Source organism: Sphaerisporangium rhizosphaerae (assembly GCF_042665155.1).
Lineage (GTDB): Bacteria > Actinomycetota > Actinomycetes > Streptosporangiales > Streptosporangiaceae > Sphaerisporangium > Sphaerisporangium rhizosphaerae.
On record NZ_JBHTCG010000009.1, the window covers coordinates 201211 to 225657 of the forward strand.

Sequence of the window (24447 nt, forward strand, 5' to 3'; positions counted from 1 at the left end):
ATGCTAACCAAGCGGTAACTTTTCCGGTTATGTCACCCCGTGATGCACTACGCCGGATCATCAACGGCCTCATCCACCGCGCGTGGGCCGCGATCCGCGCGACCGGAGCGGTCACGCCCAAGACCCCGGCCGGGTACCGCTTCCGCCGCCTCGGCGAGGGGGCGTGCCTGTCGTTCCCGCAGGGAGCGATCTTCGGGGAGGCGTGGATCGAGATCGGCGACCACACGCTGGTCGGGGAGCGCGTCTCCATCTCGGCCGGCATGGGACCGGGGGTCGACCTCGGCCCCCGCTCGATCGTCCGCGTCGGCGGCGGCTGCTCCATCGGGCGCGGCAGCCACATCGTCGGCCACCAGTCGATCGACATCGGCGACGACGTGTTCACGGGACCGTACGTCTACATCACCGACCAGAACCACGTGTACGACGACCCCGAGCTGCCCATCGGCCGCCAGTGGCCGCGCAACAACCCGGTGTCCATCGGGTCCGGCTCCTGGATCGGCGCCGGGGCGGTCATCCTGCCCGGCACCCGCATCGGCAGGCAGTCGGTCGTCGCCGGCGGCGCGGTGGTGCGCGGCGAGTTCCCCGACCACTGCGTCATCGCCGGCGTCCCGGCCCGCGTCGTGCGCCGCTACACCCCCGAAACCGGCTGGCACTCCCCCTCCGAGGCTCCGCCGCCCCCCGGTGACTCCCCTTCTCCGGCCGACCTCGCGGCCCCGGAGATCCTCCCGGCGCCGGTCTCCGAGCGGGCCGCCTCGCTGCCCACCACCTGACCGCCGGCCGCCCGGCACGCATCGTCCGGTAACGGACCTGGACCGGGGCGGTCGCGCGGGTTACCGTCGCGGCATGCGGACGGGAATCAGTGACATGTTCGGGGTCGAGTTCCCTCTGTTCGCCTTCAGCCACTGCCGGGACGTGGTGGCCGCGGTGACCAACGCGGGCGGGTTCGGCGTCCTCGGCGCGGCGGCCCACTCCCCCGAGCAGCTCGACCGCGAGCTGTGCTGGATCGACCGGCAGGTGCGCGGCCGGCCCTACGGCGTGGACGTGCTCGTCCCCGCGCGCATCGACCGGGCGGCGGCCGACCCCGCCGAGCGGCTGCTCGACCACATCCCCGAGGTCCACCGCGACTTCGTCACCCACCTGTTCGCCAAGTACGGCGTGGGCAAGGGCAAGCCCTTCACGCTCGGCTCGGTCGGCGGCCACGCCGACGAGGTCGGGCGCCGGGTCACGCACTCCGGCGCGACCGGTCTGGTCGACGTGGCGCTCCGGCACCCGATCCGCCTGATCGCCAGCGCGCTCGGCCCGCCGCCCCCGGCCATGGTCGCCAAGGCCCGCGCCGCCGGAGTGCCGATCGCCGCGCTGGTCGGCACGGTCGAGCACGCCCGCCGCCAGGTCGCCGAGGGAGCCGACCTGATCGTCGCCCAGGGCACCGAGGCCGGCGGGCACACCGGCGAGGTGTCCACGATGGTGCTCGTCCCCCAGGTCGTGGACGCCGTGGCGCCGATCCCGGTGCTCGCGGCGGGCGGGGTGGCGAACGGCCGGCAGATGGCCGCGGCGATGGCCCTCGGCGCCGAGGGCGTGTGGTGCGGCTCGGTCTGGCTCACCACCGAGGAGGCCGAGACCCCCTCGGTCGTCAAGCGCAAGATGCTCGCCGCCACCTCCCTGGACACCGTGCGGTCGCGGGCGCGCACCGGCAAGCCGGCGCGGCAGCTCGTCTCGGCCTGGACCACCGAATGGGACGAGGCCCCAGAGAGTCCCGGGCCGCTGCCGATGCCCCTGCAGATGCTCCTCGCCGAGGGGGCTCTGGCCCGCATCGGCGACGCGGCCGAGAACGGCGAGCCGGGCGCCCGGGAACTGGCGAACTACTTCGTCGGCCAGGTCGTCGGCCAGCTCGACCAGGTCAAACCGTCCCGCCAGGTCGCCTACGAGATCATCGAGGAGTTCGCCTCGGCCGTCGACCGGCTGCGGCGCATCACCGGCGCCTGATCCCGCCGCCGCCCGTTCGAACATTCACACGACTTCGCGGCGCCGTGCTTGACGGCGGGAACGATGGGCATCTGCTCATTCGTCTTCTCCATCGGAAAGCATGGAAAGGTGGAGGTTCGATGCTCGCGGCGCTGACCGGTCTCGGGCTGTCCACGGCCGCGGGGCTCAACGCCTACATCCCGCTGCTGGTGGTCGGCCTGCTGGCCAATTTCACGAACGCCGTCCGGCTGCCGCACGACTACGCGTGGCTGACCAACGGGTGGGTGCTGGCCATCATCGGGGTGCTGCTGGTGGCCGAGATGGTGCTCGACAAGGTGCCGGTCGTCGACCACGTCAACGACATGATCCAGACGGCCGTGCGTCCCGCCGCCGGCGGCGTGGCCTTCAGCGCCACACAGGCGGCCTCGCAGCTCGACCACTCCACCTGGATGGCGCACAACCCCTGGGTGAGCTGGGTGCTCGGCATCGGCGTCGCCCTGGCGGTGCACGTGATGAAGGCCACGGCCCGGCCGGTCGTCAACGTCTCCACCGCGGGCGTCGGAGCCCCGGTGGTCAGCACCATGGAGGACGCCGGGTCGCTGGGCATGAGCCTGGTCGCCGTCTTCTTCCCGGTGCTGGTCGTCGTGGGGCTGGTCGTGCTGGCCGTCCCGGCCTGGTGGGCCTTCCGCCTCCTGCGCCGGCGCCGCGCCCGCAAGATGGCATCCCGCCTCCCGCAACCCTCGTGACCACCCCGCCACCACGGGACCACGCGGCGATCGGGATCCACCGCGGCCGGCTGCGGACCGGCACCGGTTCGCAGGCGGACGTCGAGCTCGATCTTCGCAAGGTCATCCGTTGGCCGGGCGCCGCCGGCGACGTCGAACACCCGGCCGAGGCCCGCGTGAGCGCGGGGCCTCGGCCGCTCGGTGGACGGTGGTCAGTGGACGGTCGTCAGCGGACGGCGGATCAGTGGACGCCGGCCTCCCGCATGTCGCGGACTTCGCGTTTGAGCTCCTTGATCTCGTCGCGGAGACGGGCGGCGACCTCGAACTGCAGGTCGGCCGCGGCGGTGTGCATCTGCTCGGTCAGCGACTGGACCAGCGACTCCAGCTGGGCCCTCGGCATCTCGCCGGCGATGGCCTTGGCGTGCTGGCCGGTCTGGCGGGCGCTCAGCCCCGGGACCGGCGCCTTGCCGCGGCTCTGCTGGCGGCCGCCGCCGAGGAGCTGCTCGGTGTCGGCGTCCTCCCGGACGAGGGAGTCGAGGATGTCGGCGATCTTCTTGCGCAGCGGCTGCGGGTCGACGCCGTTCGCCTCGTTGTAGGCGACCTGCTTGGCCCGGCGCCGGTTGGTCTCCTCGATCGCGCGCTCCATCGAGGGCGTGACCCGGTCGGCGTACATGTGGACCTGGCCGGAGACGTTGCGCGCCGCGCGGCCGATCGTCTGGATCAGGGAGGTCTCGCTGCGCAGGAAGCCCTCCTTGTCGGCGTCGAGGATGGCCACCAGCGACACCTCGGGCAGGTCGAGGCCCTCGCGCAGCAGGTTGATGCCGACCAGGACGTCGAACTCGCCCATGCGCAGCTCGCGGAGCAGCTCGATGCGGCGCAGCGTGTCGACCTCGCTGTGGAGGTAGCGCACGCGGATGCCGAGCTCGAGGAGGTAGTCGGTGAGGTCCTCCGACATCTTCTTGGTCAGGGTGGTGACCAGGACCCGCTCGTCCTTCTCGGCGCGCTCGCGGATCTCGTGGACCAGGTCGTCGATCTGCCCCTTGGTCGGCTTGACGACCACCTCGGGGTCGACCAGGCCCGTGGGGCGGATGACCTGCTCGACGACCTCGCCCTTGCTGCGGCCGAGCTCGTAGGGCCCCGGCGTGGCGGACAGGTAGACGGTCTGCCCGATGCGCTCGAGGAACTCCTCCCACTTGAGCGGGCGGTTGTCCATGGCCGAGGGCAGGCGGAAGCCGTGGTCGACCAGGGTGCGCTTGCGCGAGGCGTCGCCCTCGTACATCGCGCCGATCTGCGGCACGGTCTGGTGGGACTCGTCCAGGACCAGGACGAAGTCCTCGGGGAAGTAGTCGAGCAGGGTGTTGGGCGCGGTGCCCGCCTCGCGGCCGTCGATGTGCCGCGAGTAGTTCTCGATGCCGGAGCAGGTGCCGACCTGGCGCATCATCTCGATGTCGTAGGTGGTGCGCATGCGCAGCCGCTGGGCCTCCAGCAGCTTGCCCTGCTTCTCCATGGTGGCCAGGGTCGCGGCCAGCTCGGCCTCGATGTCGCCGATCGCGCGCTCCATGCGCTCGGGGCCGGCGACGTAGTGGGAGGCGGGGAAGATGTAGAGCTCCTCGTCCTCGGTGATGACCTCTCCGGTGAGCGGGTGGAGCGTCGCCAGCTTCTCGATCTCGTCGCCGAACATCTCGATGCGGACGGCGAGCTCCTCGTACTGCGGGATCACCTCGACGGTGTCGCCGCGCACGCGGAAGGTGCCCCGGGTGAAGGACAGGTCGTTGCGGGCGTACTGCATGTCGACCAGGCGGCGCAGGAGCTGGTCGCGCTCGATCTGCTGGCCGACCTTGAGCCGGACCATACGGTCGACGTACTCCTGCGGGGTGCCGAGGCCGTAGATGCACGACACCGAGGCCACCACGACGGTGTCGCGGCGGGTCAGCAGCGAGTTGGTCGCCGAGTGCCGCAGCCGGTCGACCTCGTCGTTGATCGAGGAGTCCTTCTCGATGTAGGTGTCGGTCTGCGGGACGTACGCCTCGGGCTGGTAGTAGTCGTAGTAGGAGACGAAGTACTCGACCGCGTTGCCGGGCAGCATCTCGCGAAGCTCGTTGGCGAACTGCGCGGCGAGCGTCTTGTTCGGCTGCATCACCAGAGCGGGGCGCTGGAGCCGCTCGATGAGCCAGGCCACGGTGGCGGTCTTGCCGGTGCCCGTGGCGCCCAGCAGGACGTTGTCCTTCTCCCCGGCCTTGACCCGCCGCTCGAGCTCGGCGATCGCCGTCGGCTGGTCGCCCGAGGGGGTCATGTCGGTGACGACCTGGAAAGGCGCCACCCTGCGCTGCAAATCTGTTACCGGCCTCACATCTCCATAACCTACGCGCCGCCACCGACAATTCCGCCGCCGCGACGGCGGCCGGCCGCGATCGGCGTCGCGAAGCCCGGCACTGGCCTCCGGTTTACCCTCCCGTTACCATGACCACGGGGCTTACTGATCGTCGAGGCGGGGCGGGCGCCATGGAGCGCATGGGCAGGTTCGTTGCTTGGGTCGGCAAGAACGCCGACGGCGTCATCGCCCTGGTGCTGGCGGTCTTCATCGCCTTCCTCGGCCTGACCGCGAGCGACGAGATCATGGGCCAGCCCAAGAGCGAGCTGATCAGCGGGGTGACCCTGCTCGTGCTGGGCCTGCTCACCGCGGCGATCCTGCGCGACCGGTGGCGGCAGGAGCCCATGGAGGAGACGATCAAGGAGAACTTCCGCACGACCTCCGGCGCGCTGGCCGACCTTCCCGCGCGCCTCGACCGGCTCACCCACCTCGAGGCGGTCGTCCAGAGCGCCAAGCGCGTGCTCGACGACCTGCAGGTGGTGCAGGTGCTCAACGGCGCCGACGAGATCGCCGAGGCGCACGCCGAGGCGCGGCGCTCCACCGACCGCTGGTACTTCAAGGGCGGCACGGGCACCTACGTGCGGGCGGTGACCCTCCCCGAGCTGGTCGTGGCCGCCCGCCGCGAGCGCAAGGCCCTGCTCGTGCGCCTGGAGATCATCGACCCCACCCACCTCGGCGTCTGCGAGGCGTACGTGCGCTTCCGCCGGTCGGTGTCCGACGCGCCCGACGGCACCGGCGAGTACTGGACGGTCGACCGCACGCGCAAGGAGTCCTACGCCACCATCCTGGCGGCCTGCTGGTACCGCCAGCGGTTCAGCCTGCTGGACATCCACCTCGGGCTGGCGGCGACCATGACGACGTTCCGGTGGGACCTGTCCGCGAATCATGTGATCATCACGGTGGAGGACCCCAACCGCGCCCTGGTGACCCGGCGCGGCAGCTTCTACTACGACCACTGCGCCACCGAGCTGATCGCGAGCCTCGACCAGGCGAGGCGCGTCCCCCTGGAGTCGGCCAAGGCGACGCAGGTGGGCGAAGAGCCCACCGTCGACGAGGTGCGCAAGCTGTTCGAGGCCCTCGGGCTCGGCCTGCCGAAGGCCTACGGCGACCGCGACGTGGTCGAGATCATCCGCAAGGCCATCCGCGCGAAGAACCCCTACTCGGCATGAGGCCCGCGTGAGGTACGACGACCTGTACGAGGAGCTGGCGTCGGGCGCGGCGCCCCGCGCCCTCCCCGCCCGGGTGCTGCGCCTGCTGCGGGGCATCGCGGCGGGCCGGTCGGCGATCAGAGCGGTGCGCCATCCGCTCGGGTTCCTGTGCCTGCCGGTCGAGCGCAGCGGCGAGCACGGCGTGTGCGTGCACATCTGGTCGGCCGACGTGCCGAGCGTCGCCACCACCACCTCCGGCGTCCACTGCCACAGCTGGGATCTGATCAGCTATGTCCTGTTCGGCCAGGTGCGCAATGAACTGGCCACGGTGGCCGACCGCGCCGCCGGAGCCTCCCACCGGGTGTTCGAGGTGGTCAGCGCGGGTGATGTGGACAGCATCCGCCCCACCGGGCGCACCGTCTCCTACGCGCCGGGGGCGTCGTCGATCTACGGCGCCGGCGAGGTCTACACCCTGCGCGCCGGGGTGTTCCACCGCAGCGTGATCCCCGAGGGCACCGACACCGCCACGATCGCGCTGGGCAACGGGCGTCCGGGCATGGCCGATCTGTCCCTCGGGCCGCTTGGCACGCGCCCCCACCGGGTGGTCCGGCGCCGCTGCGACGATGAGGAGACCGCGCGGGCCGCCCGGCTGGCCGCGGAGCACCTGGCGCGAGCATAGGAGGGTCCAGATGGATCTCGAACACGCCCGGCGGGTGGCCGTGGAGGCCGCGGAGGCCGCGGGAACGCTGCTGCGGGAACGGGCCTCGGGCACGTTCGCGATCCGCGCCAAGAACGGCGGCGACCTGGTCACCGACCTGGACGTCGCCGCCGAGAAGCTCCTGCTGGAGCGCATCCAGGCCGCCTTCCCCGCGCATCGCGTGGTGGCCGAGGAGTCCGGCGCGTCCGGGGACGCGGGCGCCGACTGGACATGGTTCGTCGACCCGCTCGACGGCACCAACAACCTGGCGATCGGCCTGCCGCTGTACGTGGTCGGGCTCGCGTTGTGCCATCAGGGGCTGCCGCGGCTCGGCGTCGTCCACGACCCCGTCGGCGGGCAGACCTGGTCGGCGGTGCGGGGGCAGGGCGCGCTCGGCCCCCGCGGGCCGGTGCGCCGCCCACAGCGCCCGGCGGGGACGCACGGGCCGGTGCTGGCCTGGACCCAGGGGCACGAGGTGGTCCGCGACGATCCGGCCATGCGGTCGCTGAAGGCGGCGCTCGACCTGCGGGCGCGCAGAGTGCTGCAACTGTGGGCCCCGCTGCTGGGCTGGGTGATGCTCGCGCGGGGCGACATCGACGCGGTGGTGGGCTACCGCGCCGAGGCGGTCGACCTGCCCGGGGGCCTGCTGATCGCGCAGGAGGCGGGCCTGTGCGTGCGGGGGTTCGACGGCAGGCCCTTCGACGGGCGCACCGACCTGCCCGCGCACCGCCGCAACTTCGTCGCCGCCGGCCCCGAGCTGATGGACGACCTGCTCGGGCTGGTCGCCGCCGCTACGCGGTGAGCAGCAGCGCCGTGATCGTGGCGGCGATGCCGGCGGCGCACAGGCCGACCCCGGTGAGCACGAACTTGAGCAGGGGCACCTTCACGGCGCGGCGGCGGCACCACTCGAACCACAGCAGCGTCGCCAGCGACCCCCACGGGGTGATCACCGGCCCGACGTTGGTGCCGATGAGCAGCGAGAGCAGCTGGTCGTGGTTGGCCGGGGGGATCACCCGCTCGCCGGCGTAGTAGGCGGGCAGGTTGTTGACCAGGTTGGACAACCCTGCGCCGGCCGCGGCGGCGCGGTAGTCGCCCGCGGTGTCGCCCGTGCCGCCGATGATCGCGCGCATGAGGTCGTCGAGCCCGTACCTGCTCAGCGTGGGCACCACGAGGAACAGCCCGGTCACGAAGACCAGCAGCTGCCAGGGGAACAGCCCCCAGGTCAGCTTGGAGCGGTCGCGCCACGCGAAGGCCGCGATCACCAGGACGGCCGCCACCGCCGCGGCCGCGCCGATCTGGACGCCGGCGAGGATGGCCGCGATGAACAGCAGGCAGGCGCCGCCCGCGACGAAGAACAGCACCCGGTCGCCCACCGGGGCCGGGGACGGCGGCTGGTACCGGTCGGCGCCCCGCTCGCCGCGCCGCCAGTAGAAGACCCACAGGAACAGCATGGTCACGGCGATGGAGGCGACCTGCGGCGCCCACATGCGCACGGCGAAGTCGCGGGTGGACAGCCCGACCCGGTCCATGGCGAGCAGGTTGGTCAGGTTGGAGACCGGCAGCAGCAGGCTCGCGGTGTTGGCCAGCCAGATGGTGGTCATCGCCAGGGGCAGGGTGGCGATGCGCGCGCGGGGCGCCAGGGCCAGCATGACGGGCGTGAGCAGCACCGCCGTGGTGTCCAGGTTCAGAAATATCGTGACAAATGATGCGAAAGCCGTGCAGAGCAGGAAAAGGGCGGCATAGTTGCCTCGTCCGATGATCGCGAGCCGGCCGGCGAGGACGTCGAAGACGTCGGCCTCCTTGGCCAGCTCGGCCAGCACGATGACCGCCGCCAGGAAGAGCAGCAGCGGCCCGATGCGCCGCACGTTGGCGAGGGCCTCCTCCGCGGGCAGCAACCCGGTGGCCACACATGCCAGGCCCACGGCGAGCACCCCGAGCCGGACCCAGTCCAGCACCGCCAGCCGCCGTATCACGCTGGCCATGATCGCATACCCATGAGAGATCGAAATCCTCCAAAGCCCCGGCGCAGCAGAGGATAATGGCTCCCCTGACGGCACGCCGCCCCGGGGCGGCCCTGACGGGCGGTTCCGATGAGCGGTTCTGATGAGCCGTACTGACGGGCGGGACCGACGGGCGACGCGGACGGGCCGTCGCGGCGAGCCGGGAGGCACGCCGGGGCGAGCGCGGGAAAGGGCGTCGAGCACAGGGCGGTCACGCCGGGGGTCACGCCGGGTGGCGCAGGCGAGCGATGGGAGTCCGCATGGACGGTGGCGACGGCGCGCGGATCGACATCTTCGTCAGCTACTCCCCCGCCGACGAGCGGTGGGCGGGCTGGATCGCCTGGCAGCTGGAGACCGCCGGATACCGCACCATGCTCCAGGCGTGGGACTTCGTCCCGGGCACCAACTTCGTCGACTTCATGGACCGTGGCGTCAGCCAGGCCAAGCTGATGGTGGCGGTGCTGTCCAACAACTACCTCGGGTCCCGCTTCGGACGGCAGGAGTGGCTCACCGCCTTCCGCGCCGACCCCGACAACCCCGGCAACCGGCTGGTGACGATCCGCGTCGAGGAGTGCCCGCTCGAAGGGCTGCTGTCGACGATCACGTGGGTCGACCTGGTCGGCGTGACCGAGGCCGGGCAGGCCAGGTCGCTGCTGCTCGACCGCATCCGGCACACGCTGGCGGGCCGGGCCAAGCCCGCCGAGCAGCCCGGCTTCCCCGGCGGACCGGCCAAGACCATCCCCGGCACCCTGGTGCGGGACGCGGCCGGCGGGCGTCCCGCCCACCAGGGCGCCATCGGCGTTCCCCACCCGGCGGCCGGCGCCGCGATCGGCGTGCCGCTTCCGGGCCCGGACGCCGTGAGCCGCGTCCCGGGCGAGGGCGGGGAGACGCCGGGCGCGCGGCACCGGCGCAGGACGCCCGTGACCCCGCCCGCGTTCCCGGCGGCGGCGCCCGTCCGGCGCGAACGCCAGGCGGTCACGGTGCTGCACGTCGCCGGGCCGCGCTTCGGGCGCGGGCTCGCCGAGGCGGACGAGCCGCTCGGCGCCGGCGAGCTTCAGTCCAGCGTGTGGGCCGATCTGACGCGCCTGGCCGACGCCGGGGTCCCCCGTCCCGACCTGCTGCTGGTCACCGGCGACATCACCGAGTCGGGCAGCGTCCGCGAGTACGGCGAGGCGCTCGCGTTCCTGACCGGGCTGCGCGTGCTCCTCGGCCTCGAACAGCGCAGGCTGGTCATCGTGCCCGGCCCCCGCGACGTCACCAAGGCGGCGAGCCGGGCGTACTTCGCCACCTGCGAGGCAGACGACGTGGCGCCCGAACCGCCCTACTGGCCCAAGTGGCGGCACTACTCCGGCCTGTTCAAGGACCTCTACCAGGGGCTGGCCGACCCCGAGTTCGACAGTGCCCAGCCCTGGAGCCTGTTCGCCGACCCCGAACTGAAGGTCGTGGTCGCCGGGCTCAACTCCACCATGGCCATGAGCCACCGCGAGGAGGACGCCTACGGCCACATCGGGCAGGCCCAGGCCGCCTGGTTCGCCGAGCGCCTGCGGCCGTTCGAGGAGACCGGCTGGCTGCGCGTCGGGGCCGTCGGCCATCCCCCCTCCGCCCTGCGCGACCGGGGCACACTCGAACGGCTGCTCGGCACCCGGCTCAACCTGCTGCTGCACGGCGGCGGCCCCGACGAGGTGGGCCACATCGGCGAGCTGCCCTGCGTGCCGTCCCTCGCGCCGGGGCGCCACCAGATCATCGAGATCACCCCCGACGGCATCCGCCGCTGGGCGCGCGACCGCGAGGAGATCTCCCCGCCGGACGAGATCACCTACGACCGGCGCTCCGTGCACGGCACCTTCCCTCCGGTGAGCGCCGTCGAACGGGCCGCCCTGGACCCTTTGCAGGCCCCTCCGGACTCCGGCGCCGAGCCCGAGCGCGAGGCGAGCCCGTCGAGCCTGCTGCTGGACCGCGTCGCCGAGGTGTGCGAGACGCGCAGCGACCGGGCCAAGATCCGCAAGGTGCCGGGCGAGCCGCCGCACCTGCTGGTCACCGTCGCCGAGGACGGTTTCGTCCGCCAGCAGCTCATCGGCGCGCACGCGGGCCCGGTCTCCGAGGAGGAGGTGTCGGCCTTCCTGCGCCAGGTGCACGCCGCCGGTCTGGAGCACGGCTCCGAGCTGGTGTACCAGGGGCCCGGCCCCTCGCGCGCCGTCCGCGACGACGCCCTGCGGCGCGGCGTGCGGCTGCGCAGCTTCACCGAGTTCCAGGGGCTGCTGGACCTGTCCGACCACGTCGCCGACCAGACGGCGCGGCTGGTGAGCGACCGGCGTTATCCCCCCGGCCTGTACGTCGCGCAGCGCTACCGCGAGGTCGACCGCGCCGGCCACGGCGTCCGCGACGATCTCACCGGCGAGCTGATGCGGCTGCTGGCCGCCGACCACGGCCGGTTCGTGCTGCTGCTCGGCGACTTCGGGCGCGGCAAGACCTTCGCCCTGCGGGAGGTCGCGCGCAGGATCCCCGCCGAGCTGCCCCACCTGACGCCGATCCTCATCGAGCTGCGCGCGCTGGACAAGGCGCATTCGGTGGACGGGCTGGTGGCCGCGCACCTGGCCAACCACGGCGAGGAGCTCATCGACCTCAAGGCCTTCCACTACATGCTGCGCCAGGGCCGCATCGTGCTGCTGTTCGACGGGTTCGACGAGCTGGTCACCCGGGTCACCTACGAGCGCGCGGCCGACCACCTCGACACGCTGCTGCAGGCCGCCGAGGACAAGGCCAAGATCGTGGTGGCCAGCCGCACCCAGCACTTCAAGTCGCACGCCCAGGTGCTGACCGCGCTGGGCGAGCGGGTCGGCACGCTGCCGCACCGGCGGGTGCTCAGCGTCGAGGAGTTCACCCCCGCGCAGGTGCGCGCCTATCTCGCCAACCGGTACGGCGGGGACGAGCGGGCCGCCGCCGACCGCATGAGCCTGCTGACCGGCATCTCCGACCTGCTCGACCTCGCGCAGAACCCCCGCATGCTGAGCTTCATCGCCGACCTGCCCGACGAGCGGCTGCGCGCGGTGGCCCAGGCGGGCGAGGCCATCAGCGCCGCCGGCCTGTACTCGGAGATCCTGGACAACTGGCTGCTGTTCGAGGAGCGGCGCACGCACGTGCCCGGCGCGCCGGGCGGGCTGAGCGCCGAGGAGCTGCGGCGGGCGGCGACCACGCTGGCGCTGCGCCTGTGGGAGAACGGCGAGTCCTACCTGCGGCCGTCCGAGCTCGCCGAGGTCGCCGAGACGCTCGCCGAGCCGGCCGGCGGCCGCCTGCCGGCCGGCCAGACCGCGCACGCGATGGGCACCGGCAGCCTGCTCGTCCGCACCGACGAGGGGCTGTTCGGCTTCATCCACTCCTCGGTGATGGAGTGGATGGTGGCCTGCCACATCGCGCGCACGCTCGGCGAGCACCTCGCGCTGCGCCCGCTGTCGGCGCTGATGGTCGACTTCCTGTGCGACCTGGCCGACACCGGCCGGCTCCAGGCGTGGGCGGCCCGCACGCTCGCCGACCCCGCGGCCGACGACACCGCGCGCGCCAACGCCATCAAGATCACCACCAGACTGCGCACGCCCGCCAGGACCGACCTGCGGGGCGCGCGGCTGCACGGCGAAGACCTGTCCTACCGCGACTTCGCGGGGGTGGACCTCAGCGGCGCCGACCTAACCGACGCCCAGCTCGTGGGCGCCAACCTGACCCGCGCGATCCTGCGCGACGCCCGCCTCAACGGCGCGCGGCTCGACGAGGCCGTCCTCGCGGGCGCCGACCTGCGGGGCGCCGACCTGACCCGCGCCCGGCTCCCCCGGGCCGACCTGCGCGACGTCGCCACCGACGGCGGCCGCTGGGACCGCGCGGCGCTGATCGACGTCACCGCCTCCCCCGCGTTGGCGGCCGCCCCCGCCCTGCGCGGCGCCGCCATCGCCCCGGGCCACCCCGTGACGCCCGAGCTGGCGCCCCCGCTCGTCGGCGTGCCCTACGGCTACCACTTCCAGAGCAGCCGGCTGCCGGAGCCGGTGGCCTACAGCCCCGACGGCGGGCTGCTCGCCTTCGGCAGCGAGGACGGCGGGGTGCTGGTGTGCGACAGCGTCAGCGGATCACCGCTGCGCACACTGCACGGTCACCGGGGGCGGGTGTACAAGGTGGCGTACGGGCCGGGGATGCTCGTCACGGGCGCCGCGGACGGCACCATCCGCATCTGGGACCCCTCCACGGGGGCCGAGCGCCTGGTCATCACCGGGCACGCCGAAGGGGTCTGGCCGGTCGTGCTCAGCCCGTCCGGCGAGCTGGTGGCCGCGGGCGGCGCCGACGGCGTGATGAACGTGTGGTCGGCGGCCACCGGTGAGCCGGTGGCCTCGCTCCCCGGGCACACCACCCCCGTCTACACCGCGGTCTTCCTGCCCGGCAGGCTCGTGACCGGCGACGCGGGGGGCGCCATCCGCGTCTGGGACCTCGCCACCGGGCGGCTCAGCCACCGGCTCACCGGCCACCAAGGCACGGTCTACCGTCTCGCGCTCAGCCCGGACGGCCGCCTGCTGGCCGCGGGCGACCACACCGGAGCGGTCAAGATCTGGGATCCGGCGAGCGGCGATCTGCTGCACGATCTGCGCGGCCACACCGGCCGGGTCTATGCCCTGGACTTCCACCCCTCTGGGGACCTGCTGGTCTCCGGCGACACCTCCGGCGCCGTCCGCCTGTGGGATCCGCGCCGCGGGCGGCCGCAGGGCGCGCTGCCGAGCCACTCCGGCGCGGTCTACCAGGTGCTCTTCGGCCCCGGCGGTGACACGCTCGCCACGGGTGACAGCAACGGTGTGGTGCGCATGTGGGAGCCGGAGACCGGCCGCCAGCGCGCCGAGCTCGCGGGCCACCGCGGGTCGGTGTGGCCGTTCGTCTTCCGCCCGGACGGCCGGCAGCTCGCCACCGCGAGCAACGACGGCACCGCGCGCCTGTGGGACCCCGAGACCGGCCAGTGCCGCCAGACGCTGCGCGGCCACGGGCGCCGCATCACCGCCGCACGGTTCAGCGCCGACGGCACCATGCTTGCCACCTGCGGCAACGACGGGTACGTCCGGCTGTGGGACCCGCGCACCGGACGCCGGCTGCGCGAGCTGACCGGCGCCGCCGACCGGCTCATCTCGGCGATCTTCAGCCCGGCCGGTCCGTTGCTCGCCACCGCGAGCAACGACGGCGGCGTCTACCTGTGGAACGTGGCGGCGGGCACCTTCGAGCGCGAGCTCAACGTCGAGACCGACCACGTCTGGGCCGAGGCGTTCAGCCCGGACGGCGAGATCCTCGCCACCGCCAACGACGACGACAGCGTCCGGCTGTGGTACCGCACCTCGGGCCGGGAGGTCGGCAACCTCGCCGAGCACCGCGGGCGGGTGCGCTCGATCGCGTTCAGCCCGGACGGCGCCACCGTCGCCACCGGATGCGACGACCGCGTGGTGAGGTTGTGGGATGTGCATTCCGGCGCGCGGCTGGCCGCCCTCGAAGGGCACACCGACCGGGTGTACGCGGTGCGGTTCGACCCCACGGGAAGGCTGCTGGCCAGCGCGGGCAACGACGGCACCGCCCGCGTCTGGCGGCTCGGCGCCGAGGGCGGCGCCTGGGCGGCCGACCCGCTGCACACGCTGAGACGCCACACCGGGCGCCTCTGGACGGTGGACTTCAGCCCGGACGGCACCCGGCTCGCCACCGCGGGCGACGACCTGGTCGTGCGGCTGTGGGACGCCGCGTCGGGGCGCCATCTGCACACCCTGGTCGGCCACACCCGCCGCGTCTGGTCGGTGGCGTTCTCCCCCGCGGGCGACGTGCTCGCCAGCGCGGGCGACGACGGCGTGGTGATCCTGTGGGACCTGACCGCGGAGGTGCCGACCCAGCGGGCCACGCTCCTCGGGCTGCCGGAGGGGTGGGCGGCGATCAGCCCGGACGGCCGGTACAAGATCGAGGGAGAGGTCACCGGGCAGTTCTGGTACGTCATCGGCATGTGCCGGTTCGACCCGGGCGAGCTGGACCCGTACCTGCCCGCCGTCCGGCAGATCGCCCTGGACGCCCCCTTCTGACCCTGGCACCCGGCCCCCGAAGAGGCGGAGCCGTCTTGGTCAGGCGTCGGCGGTGCGGTGTCGCCGGATGCGGGCCCAGACCTCCTCGACCCGGGCGTCGAGGTCGTCGAGGTCGCCCTCGTTCGGGACGACGATGTCGGCGATCTTGAGCCGGTCCTCCCGGGTGGCCTGCGCCTTGATGCGGGCGACGGCGTCCTGTTCGGCCATGCCGCGCAGGCCGGTGAGCCGGGCCAGCCGCGTCCGGTCGGAGGCGTCCACCACGACGACCAGGTCGTACATCGGTGCCAGGTTGTTCTCGGCCAGCAGCGGCACGTCGTAGACCACGACGGCGTCGGCGGGCGCGGCGCGCTGCAACTCGGCCACCCGCTCGCCGACCCTCGGATGCACGATCTCGTTCAGCCGCGCGAGCTTGCCGGAGTCGGCGAACACGATCTGCCCGAGCTTCTCGCGGTCGAGCGAGCCGTCCTCGCGCAGGACCTGCGGGCCGAAGGCCGCCTCGATGAGCGCGAGCCCGCTGGTGCCGGGCTCGACCACCTCACGCGCGATCTTGTCGGCGTCGATGACCACGGCGCCCCGCGCGGCCAGGCGCCGGGCGACCTCGCTCTTGCCCGACCCGATGCCGCCCGTGAGCCCGACCTTCACCATGAACGCAAAGCGTAGCCAACGCTAGGCGGGCTTGCGCATATGGACCATGGTCAGGTGCTCGTGGACACGCTCGCGCCAGGTCTCGCGGTAGCCGAGACGGCGGTACAGGCGCAGGTTGCCCTCCGACAGATGGCCGGTGAACAGGTCGAACGTCTCGACCTGGGGGCTCAGCTCGCCCTCCACGGCCTTCATCAGCGCGGTGCCGAGCCCTTGCCCCTGCCGGTCCGGGGCCACCACGAGCCGGCCGATGAGGCCGCTGCGCTCGCCGAGCCGGCCGCGTACCGAGCCGACGATGCGGCCGGACTCGACAGCCTTGAGCACCGTCGCCGACGCGATCGCCCCGCGCAGGCCCTCCAGCGACTCCACCAGCGGCGCGATGAACGGGTCTCCGTACAGCTGGGCCTCGACCACATAGGCGGCCCGCTGGAGGGTGAGGATCTCCCCGGCGTCCTCGGGCCGGGCCCGCTCGATCGGCGTCACCCGCCCACTGTAGGGCCGCGCCCGGACGGCCACACCTCGGCGGCGCGGAAAGGGCGACAGTCCGGGTTCGTGGGGAATCGTCGTCGGGGAGCACGTCCGGGCTCCGGTGAAGCACACAGGCCGCACAGGGACGCACAGGGAGGCAAGGCGGCGCGCAGGGTCGCGCAGGGGCGCAGGCCGCGCGGGAAGGCACAGGAAGGTACAGGCGGCACGCAGGGCCGCGCAGGGAGGCACAGGGGCCGCGCACAGGGGCCGCGCACAGGGGCCGCGCACAGGGGCCGCGCACAGGGGCCGCGCACAGGGGCCGCGCCGGGCCGCACAGCGCCCGCGCGGGGGTTCTGGGACGCGAAAAGGGCCCCACCGGAGTGGGGCCCTTTCCTCGCCGTCAGCGGTCGTTCAGAGCGTCAGCTCTGGCCACCCGCCAGCTTCTCCCGCAGAGCCGCCAGGGCCTCGTCGGAGGCCAGGGCGCCCGCGGCCGGAGCCGAGCCACTGCTGGAAGAGGACGAGGGAGGCGTCTCACCGGAGTAGGACGACGGCCCCGCGGCCTCGGCCTCGTCGGCGCGAGCCTTCTCGACCTGCGTCTTGTGGGCCTCGAAGCGGGTCTGGGCCTCGGCGTACTGCCGCTCCCACTCCTCGCGCTGCTTCTCGTAACCCTCGAGCCACTCGCCGGTCTCGGGGTCGAAACCGTCGGGGTAGATGTAGTTGCCCTGGTCGTCGTAGGTCGCCGCCATGCCGTACAGCGTGGGGTCGAACTCGACGTCAGCGCCCATCGCGCCCTCGTTGGCCTGCTTGAGCGACAGCGAGATGCGCCGACGGTCGAGGTCGATGTCGATGATCTTCACGAAGATCTCGTCGCCGACCTGGACGACCTGCTCGGGGATCTCGACGTGGCGCTCGGCCAGCTCGGAGATGTGGACCAGGCCCTCGATGCCCTCCTCGACCCGGACGAACGCGCCGAACGGCACCAGCTTGGTGACCCGGCCGGGAACGACCTGGCCGATCTGGTGGGTGCGGGCGAACTGCTGCCAGGGGTCTTCCTGCGTCGCCTTGAGCGAGAGGGAGACGCGCTCGCGCTCCATGTCGACGTCGAGAACCTCGACGGTGACCTCCTGGCCGACCTCGACCACCTCGGAGGGGTGGTCGATGTGCTTCCAGGACAGCTCGGAGACGTGGACCAGACCGTCGACGCCGCCGAGGTCCACGAATGCGCCGAAGTTGACGATCGAGGAGACGACGCCCTTGCGGACCTGACCCTTCTGCAGGGTGTTGAGGAAGGTCTGGCGGACCTCCGACTGGGTCTGCTCGAGCCAGGCACGGCGGGAAAGAACCACGTTGTTGCGGTTCTTGTCCAGCTCTATGATCTTGGCCTCGAGCTCACGGCCGACATACGGCTGCAGATCGCGGACCCGGCGCATCTCGACCAGGGAGGCCGGCAGGAAGCCGCGCAGCCCGATGTCGAGGATCAGACCGCCCTTGACGACCTCGATGACCGTGCCGGTGACGATGCCGTCCTCGTCCTTGATCTTCTCGATCGTGCCCCAGGCGCGCTCGTACTGCGCGCGCTTCTTGGAGAGGATCAGCCGGCCTTCCTTGTCCTCCTTCTGGAGGACCAGGGCCTCGACGTGCTCTCCGACCTCGACGACCTCGGCCGGGTCGACATCGTGCTTGATCGAGAGCTCGCGCGAGGGGATGACACCCTCGGTCTTGTAGCCGATGTCGAGCAAGACCTCGTCTCGATCGACCTTGACGACGGTGCCTTCGACGATGTCGCCGTCGTTGAAGTACTTGATGGTCTCGTCGATCGCGGCGAGGAAGGCCTCCTCGGAACCGATGTCGTTGACCGCTACCTGCGGGGTGCTCGAGGTGGCCTCAGTGCTGCTCGTCATGTGTGGAATTGCTCCGAACGCGGACAGATGTCGATGTGGCGGACGCGCGGCAGGCCCTCTTTTTCGCTCAAGCCGAGGATGGTCGGGATGACCCGTGGTCGACATGACCGAGCGCGAGCCCGCTCCGTCCGAGGCGCACGCGAGCCCACAGCGCAGCGATCAGCATATGAGAGTACGCGGGCGTGGTCAATCCGGCGCTCACCCGCATAACCCCGCAAGCCCCTAGTAAACGATCTTCACCCTGTCGAGCTTTGCCAGGATCTTACTCCCCAGTCGACGTGGCATGGAGACGTGTGTCGGGTCCCCGTCGGAGGTGTATCGCCTATCAGGATGCTTGTCGAGCCACCCCAGCCAGTACTCCGAGCACCACTTGCGACATTCCCCTTTTTTACCGTTTGACTGGATTCGCGGGATGTCGTACCGGTCGTAGGCCTTCGCGTAGGGCGAAATCGCCGGCTCCGCCCCGGCCAGGAAGACGGCCTGGAAGTGGAAGGAGGTGCCCTTCCACTTCCCCGAGCGGGCCGTCGCCCGCTTCTTGGGGTTGCTGCCGTAGGGCAGGGCGAAGGTGGAGGAGGCGGGCGCGCCGAGCCCGGTCAGCAGCCGCTCCTCGCGGGCGATCACCTCGGTCACCTTCTTGCCGGACAGCCGGTGCAGATCGGGGTGGCCGAAGGTGTGGTTGGCCACCTCGAAGCCGCGGTCGACCAGCCAGCGCACCGCCGCCGCCTGGCGATCATGGGAGACCAGTCCGAAGGGGTGGTCGTTCACCCAGAAGGTCGCCACCGGCCGGAAGCCCGGATGCCGGGCGGCGACGTCGTAGATGATGCGCACGACGGTGTCCTTCTTCGGCGTGCCCGAGGAGTCCAGGGCGAAGTGCGAGGGGTGGCCGTCGTCGAAGGTCAGCACGACCGGGTGGGCGCCGGCCGGCAGGTCGATCAGCCCGGCCGCGAACTCCGCCGCCGTGATCGGCACGTAGCCGTCCGCGGCCAGCCGCTCCAGCTCCTTGCGCAACTGGGCGGGGGTGCGGTCGATGGAGGCCCGGCGCTTCTTCAGGATGCGGTGGTACATGATCACCGGTATCGCGCCGAGCTCGTTGGCCTTGACCTTCCGGGCGGACTCCACGGTCGCCGCCGCCACCGGCGCGGGGCTGGCCGGGGCCGCGGAGGCGGACGGCGAGGGGGCCGCGCGCCTTGGCTCGGGCGACCCGCCACCGAACGGCAGGACGAGCAGCGCCACCACGGCGACGATCATCACCCCGACGTTCACGATGCCGATGACGGTGGTCAGGCCGGGCGTGCTCCGCACGGTGTTCTCCTGGATCGGGCGGCTGGTCGGCATTCACCCTAGGACAGACCAATCGACCTCGTGGCGATCCAGCACACACGCCGGGCATGTGTTGAAATTTGCTTGTGAACTGGAGTCTGCGGGCCTGCGGCCGCCATGGGCACGTCACCTACGCCCCCACCGAGGAGGCGCTGCGCGGGCGCCTGCGGGCCGACACCGCTCTCGGGGAGGCGTGGCGCTGCCTCCGGTGCGGCGACTTCACCCTCGGCGAGCCGCACGGCTCCGGGCCCGCCGCGGACGCGCCCATCGTGCTGCGCGGCAAGGCGCTGCGCGACGCCACGATCCTGCGGCTGCTCGCCGTCTTCCGATGGGCCAAGGGCCTGCTGGTGCTCGGGGCGGCGTTCGGCATCTGGCGGTTCCGCGCCCACCAGAACGCGATCGGCCTGGCCTTCGACGAGGACCTGCCCCTGCTCCAGCCGCTGGCCGACAAGCTGGGCTGGAACCTGGAGGAGTCGGGCGTCGTGCACACACTACGCACTGTGCTGGCCGCCGAGACCCGCACACTGACGTGGATCGGACTCGGCCTGCTGGTCTTCGGGGCGCTGCTGATGACCGAGGGCGTCGGGCTGTGGCTGCTCAAGCGCTGGGGCGAGTACTTCGCGGTGGTGGCGACGTCGCTGTTCGTCCCGGTCGAGGTCTACGAGCTGGTCGAGAAGGTCACCTGGCTGAGGGTCGTCATCCTGCTGGTCAACCTGGCGGCCGTGCTGTACATCCTGCTGTCCAAGCGGCTGTTCGGCCTGCGCGGCGGCCGCGCCGCCCACGAGGCCGAACGACACGAGACGAGCCTGCTCGAAGTAGAGACCGCCACCCTCGAAGCCACGCTCTCAGGCCACCGCCACCACCACGCCCCGGCCACCGCCGACTGAACCCCGGCGCGGGTGGCGTCAGTGGCCGGCGTCTTGCCAGGTGCGGCCGGTGCCGACCGAGACGTCCAGCGGGACGCGCAGGTGGTAGGCGTCGCACATCTGGCCGACGACCAGCTCGCGCAGCGGCTCCATCTCGCCCGGGGCCACCTCGAACACCAGCTCGTCGTGGACCTGCAGCAGCATGCGGGACCGCAGCCCCTGCTCGCGCAGGGCCCGCTGCACGTTCAGCATGGCCACCTTGATGATGTCGGCGGCCGACCCCTGGATCGGGGCGTTGAGCGCCATGCGCTCGGCCATCTCGCGGCGCTGGCGGTTGTCGCTGGTCAGGTCGGGCAGGTAGCGGCGGCGGCCGAGGATGGTCTCGGTGTAGCCGTCGTGACGGGCCTGGGCGACGATCGCGCCGAGGTAGTCGCGCACGCCGCCGAACTCCTCGAAGTACTCCTCCTTGAGCGCGCGGGCCTCGGCGACCGGGATGGTGAGCTGGCCGGCGAGCCCGAAGTCGGACAGGCCGTAGGCCAGGCCGTAGTTCATCGCCTTGATGCGGGCGCGCAGCTCGCCGTCGACCTGCTCGGGCGGGATGTCGAACACCCGGGCGGCGGTCGCCTGGTGGAAGTCGTGCCCGGACTCGAAGGCGGCGATGAGCGCCTCGTCCTGCGACAGGTGGGCCATGATGCGCAGCTCGATCTGGCTGTAGTCGGCCGTCAGCAGGCTTTCGTACCCCTCGCCGACCACGAAGCCCTGGCGGATGCGGCGGCCCTCGGCGGTGCGGATGGGGATGTTCTGCAGATTGGGCTTCTCCGACGACAGGCGCCCGGTGGCCGCGATGATCTGGTTGTAGTAGGTGTGGATGCGCCCGTCGTCGCCGACCTCCTTGATCAGGCCCTCGACGGTGGTGCGCAGCTTGGTCTGGTCGCGGTGGCGCAGCAGGATCGTCGGCAGCTCGTTGTCGGTCTGGGTGGCCAGGGCGGCCAGCGCGTCGGCGTCGGTGGTGTAGCCGGTCTTGATCTTCTTGGTCTTGGGCAGTCCGAGCTTGACGAACAGGATCTCCTGGAGCTGCTTGGGCGAGCCCAGGTTGAACTGCTCGCCGACGACGCGGTGGGCCTCCTCGACGGCCTGCTTGACCGCGGCGCCGAACTCGGCCTCCAGCCCGGTGAAGTAGTCGCGGTCGGCGGCGATGCCGGCCCGCTCGAGCTCGGCGAGCACCCGCACCAGCGGCAGCTCGACCTCCTGCATCAGGCGGGTGCCGCCCCGGGGCGCGAGATGGGCCTCCAGGGCCTCGGCGAGGTCACGCACGGCTTGGGCGCGGACGGCGAGCTCCTCCCCCGCGTTGTCGGCGGGGTCGTCGAACAGCGCCGCCTGGCCGCCGGTGTCGGCCTCGGCGCGCAGCTCGCGGTGGAGGTAGCGCAGCACCAGGTCGTCCAGCGGGAACGAGCGCTGCCCGGGCATCGCCAGGTAGGCGGCCAGAGCGGTGTCGCAGGTGAGACCGCGCAGGTCGAGCCCGTGCGCCCACAGGGCCAGCAGCGGGCCCTTGGCGTCGTGCAGGGCCTTGGGCCGCGACTCGTCGGCCAGCCACCGGCCCAGCGCGTTCTCGTCGGCCTGGGTGAGGGCGCTCAGGTCGAGATAGGCGGCGCGCTGCCGCCCCTCGCCGTCGGTGGGCACGGCGATGGCCAGCCCCTCGATGGTGCCCGTGCCGCTGCCGTAGGCGCCCTTGACCGCCAGCCCCGCGCGCCCCTCGGGCATGGCGGCCAGCCACGCCTCGACCTCGCCCGCGCCGAGCGCCGCCACCTCGACCTCGAAGCCGGACTCGGCCTCGGGCTCGGGGGTGCCGATGCTCTGGTAGAGCCGGTCGCGCAGGACGCGGAACTGCAGCGTGTCGAACAGCTTGTGGATCTCGTCGCGATCCCAGGTGCCCATCTTGAGGTCGGCCACGTCGACGTCCAGCGGGACGTCGCGGCGCAGCTCGGTGAGCTGGCGGTTGTGGATGACCTGCCCGAGGTGCTCGCGGAGCTTGTCGCCGACCTTGCCCTTGACCTCGTCGACCCGGTCGACCAGCTCGGTGAGCGAGCCGAACTCCTTGACCCACTTGGCGGCGGTCTTCTCGCCCACGCCGGGGATGTTGGGCAGGTTGTCGCTGGGGTCGCCGCGCAGCGCGGCGAAGTCGGGATATTGCGTGGGGGTCAGGCCGTACTTCTCCACGACGGCGTCGGGGTCGAAGCGGGTCATGTCGCTGATGCCGCGGCGGGTCATCAGCAGCGTGATGCGGTCGTTGACGAGCTGCAGGGCGTCGCGGTCGCCGGTGACGATGAGCACGTTCATGTCGCGCTCGGCGGCCCGGTGGGCGAGGGTCGCGATGAGGTCGTCGGCCTCGTACCCGGCGAGCGAGAGGTGGGGGAGGCGCAGCGCGTCGAGCACCTCGAAGATCAGGCTGACCTGGCCGCGGAAGTCCTCCGGCGTCTCCTGCCGGTTGGCCTTGTACTGCTCGTACGCCTCGTGCCGGAAGGTGGGCTCGGACCTGTCGAAGCAGACGACGACGTGGGTCGGCCGCTCGTCGCGAAGGACGTTGATCAGCATCGAGGTGAAGCCGTACACCGCCTCGGTGTGCTGGCCCTCGGTCGTCATGAGATTCGCGTCCTTCAGCGCGTAGAACGCGCGGTACGCGAGCGAGTGCCCGTCCAGCAGGAGCAGGCAGGGGCGTGAGGGGGTCGGTTCCTTCTTCGGCACACCCGCAGCCTAGTCTCCATGTACGACAGAACACGGCCGGCAGTGCAAGTGGAGGCCTCCCTTTGACCATGATGAAGCCCGAGGACCAGGCCCGCCTGGACGCGGTGTACGACGGTGACCACAAGGGCGCCTTGATCAGCTCCATGGGCATCGAGTTCCTGGAGGTCAGCGCCGAGCGTGTGGTCGCGCGCATGCCCGTCGAGGGCAACACCCAGCCGTACGGGCTGCTCCACGGCGGGGCCTCCTGCGTGCTGGCCGAGACCATCGGTTCCACCGGCGCCGCCGTGCACGCCGGCCCCGGCCGCCGGGCCGTCGGCGTCGAGATCAACGCCACCCACCACCGGTCGGCCACCTCCGGCCACGTCACCGGGGTCGCCACGCGCCTGCATGGCGGGCGCACCATCGCGACCTACGACATCGAGATCACCGACGAGCAGGGACGCCGGGTCTGCACCTCGCGCCTCACCTGCATGCTCCGTGACGCCACGTGACATTCCTCTCGTATCACGCTGCGATTTGCCACTCTCTTTGCACGGGAGCCTCATAGCTCGCTAGCGTTGTGACGCCAGAGCCCGTGGGTGGTCGAGTAGACAACGTGTGCGGCCGGGGAAGCCCTACATGGCCCCAAAGACCACCCGCGGGCTCCTTGCGTCCCCGAGGGCGCCCTGTGGACCTGAAACGGCCCCCGGCGGCCGAGAAGCCGCGCGGGGGCCGGTGCGCCCGTCGTGACGGCCTCAGCGGGCCTGCGCCGAGGTCTCGCCGGCGCCGGACACGTCGTCGTCCGAATGCGTCGGGTCGAGCACCCGCCTGAGGAAGGTGCGCGTGCGCTCGTGCCGCGGAGCGCCGATCACCTGCTCCGGCGGCCCCTCCTCGACGACCACCCCGCCGTCCATGAACACCACGCGGTCGGCGACCTCCCGCGCGAAGCTCATCTCGTGCGTGACCACCAGCATCGTCATGCCGTCGCGGGCGAGTTTGCGCATGACCGACAGCACGTCCCCCACCAGCTCGGGGTCCAGCGCGGAGGTCGGCTCGTCGAACAGCATCAGGTCGGGGTCCATGGCGAGCGCCCGGGCGATCGCCACGCGCTGCTGCTGGCCGCCCGACAGCTGCGGCGGGAAGGCGTCGCACTTGTCGGCGACGCCGACCTTCTCCAGGTTGTCGCGGGCGATGCGCTCGGCGTCGCCCTTGCCCCGCTTGAGCACCCGCCGCTGGGCGATCATGACGTTCTGCAGCACCGACATGTGCGGGAACAGGTTGAACGACTGGAACACCATGCCGAGCCTGCGCCGCGCCGCGTCGATGTCGACGTCGAGGTCGGTCAGCTCGACCCCGCCGACGCGGACCGTGCCCTTGCTGGGTTGCTCCAGCAGGTTGACGCACCTCAGCAGCGTCGACTTGCCCGACCCCGACGGGCCGATGATGCAGACGACCTGGCCCTGGTCGACCGTGAAGTCGATGCCCTTGAGCACCTCGAGTTCGCCGAAGGACTTGTGCAGGTCCTTGATCTCGACCGCGTGCGCCATCG

General features: G+C 72.0%; 17 protein-coding genes. 9 read left to right on the forward strand and 8 right to left on the reverse strand.

Annotated features, from left to right (window positions below; translation table 11 throughout):
* Positions 1–29: 29 nt before the first annotated feature.
* The 3 genes from ACFQSB_RS16355 to ACFQSB_RS16365 all read left to right on the forward strand — a co-directional run bounded on the left by ACFQSB_RS16355 (position 30) and on the right by ACFQSB_RS16365 (position 2708).
* Positions 30–770: an acyltransferase gene (locus tag ACFQSB_RS16355; protein ID WP_380827362.1), complete on the forward strand. Its 741-nt coding sequence runs from the start codon at positions 30–32 to the stop codon at positions 768–770.
* A gap of 73 nt (positions 771–843) precedes the next feature.
* Complete coding sequence (locus ACFQSB_RS16360; protein ID WP_380827363.1) at positions 844–1983, forward strand: nitronate monooxygenase; 1140 nt, start codon at positions 844–846, stop codon at positions 1981–1983.
* 119 nt (positions 1984–2102) lie between these two features.
* Complete coding sequence (locus ACFQSB_RS16365; protein ID WP_354918877.1) at positions 2103–2708, forward strand: DUF4126 domain-containing protein; 606 nt, start codon at positions 2103–2105, stop codon at positions 2706–2708.
* Between the two features lie 220 nt (positions 2709–2928).
* Here ACFQSB_RS16365 and uvrB read toward each other — a convergent pair whose 3' ends face one another.
* Positions 2929–5037, reverse strand: coding sequence for an excinuclease ABC subunit UvrB (uvrB, locus tag ACFQSB_RS16370; protein ID WP_380827366.1), 2109 nt, complete (start codon positions 5035–5037; stop codon positions 2929–2931).
* Between the two features lie 161 nt (positions 5038–5198).
* Between uvrB and ACFQSB_RS16375 the strand changes: the two genes are divergently transcribed.
* The 3 genes from ACFQSB_RS16375 to ACFQSB_RS16385 are packed head-to-tail and all read left to right on the forward strand — an operon-like array spanning position 5199 to position 7705.
* Complete coding sequence (locus ACFQSB_RS16375; protein ID WP_354846110.1) at positions 5199–6227, forward strand: hypothetical protein; 1029 nt, start codon at positions 5199–5201, stop codon at positions 6225–6227.
* A gap of 7 nt (positions 6228–6234) precedes the next feature.
* Positions 6235–6885, forward strand: coding sequence for a hypothetical protein (locus ACFQSB_RS16380; protein ID WP_380827367.1), 651 nt, complete (start codon positions 6235–6237; stop codon positions 6883–6885).
* Between the two features lie 10 nt (positions 6886–6895).
* On the forward strand, positions 6896–7705 hold the full coding sequence (locus ACFQSB_RS16385; RefSeq protein WP_354846104.1) for an inositol monophosphatase family protein: 810 nt from the start codon (positions 6896–6898) through the stop codon (positions 7703–7705).
* Here ACFQSB_RS16385 and ACFQSB_RS16390 read toward each other — a convergent pair.
* Positions 7695–8885, reverse strand: coding sequence for an ArsB/NhaD family transporter (locus ACFQSB_RS16390; protein ID WP_354918863.1), 1191 nt, complete (start codon positions 8883–8885; stop codon positions 7695–7697). The two genes, ACFQSB_RS16385 and ACFQSB_RS16390, sit on opposite strands and share 11 nt — an antisense overlap.
* A gap of 278 nt (positions 8886–9163) precedes the next feature.
* On the opposite strand from ACFQSB_RS16390, the gene ACFQSB_RS16395 reads away from it, so the two are divergent.
* Positions 9164–14980 carry a WD40 domain-containing protein gene (locus ACFQSB_RS16395; protein WP_380827368.1) on the forward strand — a complete coding sequence of 1939 codons (5817 nt, stop codon included), beginning with the start codon at positions 9164–9166 and terminating at the stop codon, positions 14978–14980.
* Between the two features lie 39 nt (positions 14981–15019).
* Here the strand turns inward: ACFQSB_RS16395 and coaE are convergent, their stop codons facing one another.
* From coaE to ACFQSB_RS16415, 4 genes are all read right to left on the reverse strand, one after another.
* The gene (coaE, locus tag ACFQSB_RS16400; RefSeq protein ID WP_354846097.1) at positions 15020–15625 is read right to left on the reverse strand and encodes a dephospho-CoA kinase; all 606 of its coding nucleotides are present in this window, start codon (positions 15623–15625) and stop codon (positions 15020–15022) included.
* Positions 15626–15646: 21 nt separating this feature from the next.
* A complete protein-coding gene (locus ACFQSB_RS16405) occupies positions 15647–16105 on the reverse strand; it encodes a GNAT family N-acetyltransferase (RefSeq protein ID WP_380827370.1) in 459 nt (152 codons plus the stop codon).
* Between the two features lie 404 nt (positions 16106–16509).
* A complete protein-coding gene (rpsA, locus tag ACFQSB_RS16410) occupies positions 16510–17991 on the reverse strand; it encodes a 30S ribosomal protein S1 (RefSeq protein WP_354846091.1) in 1482 nt (493 codons plus the stop codon).
* Positions 17992–18213: 222 nt separating this feature from the next.
* Positions 18214–19326 carry a polysaccharide deacetylase family protein gene (locus tag ACFQSB_RS16415; RefSeq protein WP_380827371.1) on the reverse strand — a complete coding sequence of 371 codons (1113 nt, stop codon included), beginning with the start codon at positions 19324–19326 and terminating at the stop codon, positions 18214–18216.
* A gap of 71 nt (positions 19327–19397) precedes the next feature.
* Here ACFQSB_RS16415 and ACFQSB_RS16420 point away from each other — a divergent pair, with 71 nt between their 5' ends.
* Positions 19398–20198 (forward strand): DUF2127 domain-containing protein, encoded by an 801-nt coding sequence (locus ACFQSB_RS16420; protein WP_354846086.1) that lies wholly within the window; start codon positions 19398–19400, stop codon positions 20196–20198.
* Between the two features lie 18 nt (positions 20199–20216).
* On the opposite strand, the gene polA is transcribed toward ACFQSB_RS16420, so the two are convergent.
* Positions 20217–22919, reverse strand: coding sequence for a DNA polymerase I (gene polA, locus ACFQSB_RS16425; protein ID WP_380827373.1), 2703 nt, complete (start codon positions 22917–22919; stop codon positions 20217–20219).
* Between the two features lie 71 nt (positions 22920–22990).
* Between polA and ACFQSB_RS16430 the strand changes: the two genes are divergently transcribed.
* Positions 22991–23410 (forward strand): PaaI family thioesterase, encoded by a 420-nt coding sequence (locus ACFQSB_RS16430; RefSeq protein WP_354919301.1) that lies wholly within the window; start codon positions 22991–22993, stop codon positions 23408–23410.
* Between the two features lie 243 nt (positions 23411–23653).
* Here the strand turns inward: ACFQSB_RS16430 and ACFQSB_RS16435 are convergent, their stop codons facing one another.
* Positions 23654–24445 carry an amino acid ABC transporter ATP-binding protein gene (locus ACFQSB_RS16435; protein WP_380827375.1) on the reverse strand — a complete coding sequence of 264 codons (792 nt, stop codon included), beginning with the start codon at positions 24443–24445 and terminating at the stop codon, positions 23654–23656.
* Positions 24446–24447: the final 2 nt, after the last annotated feature.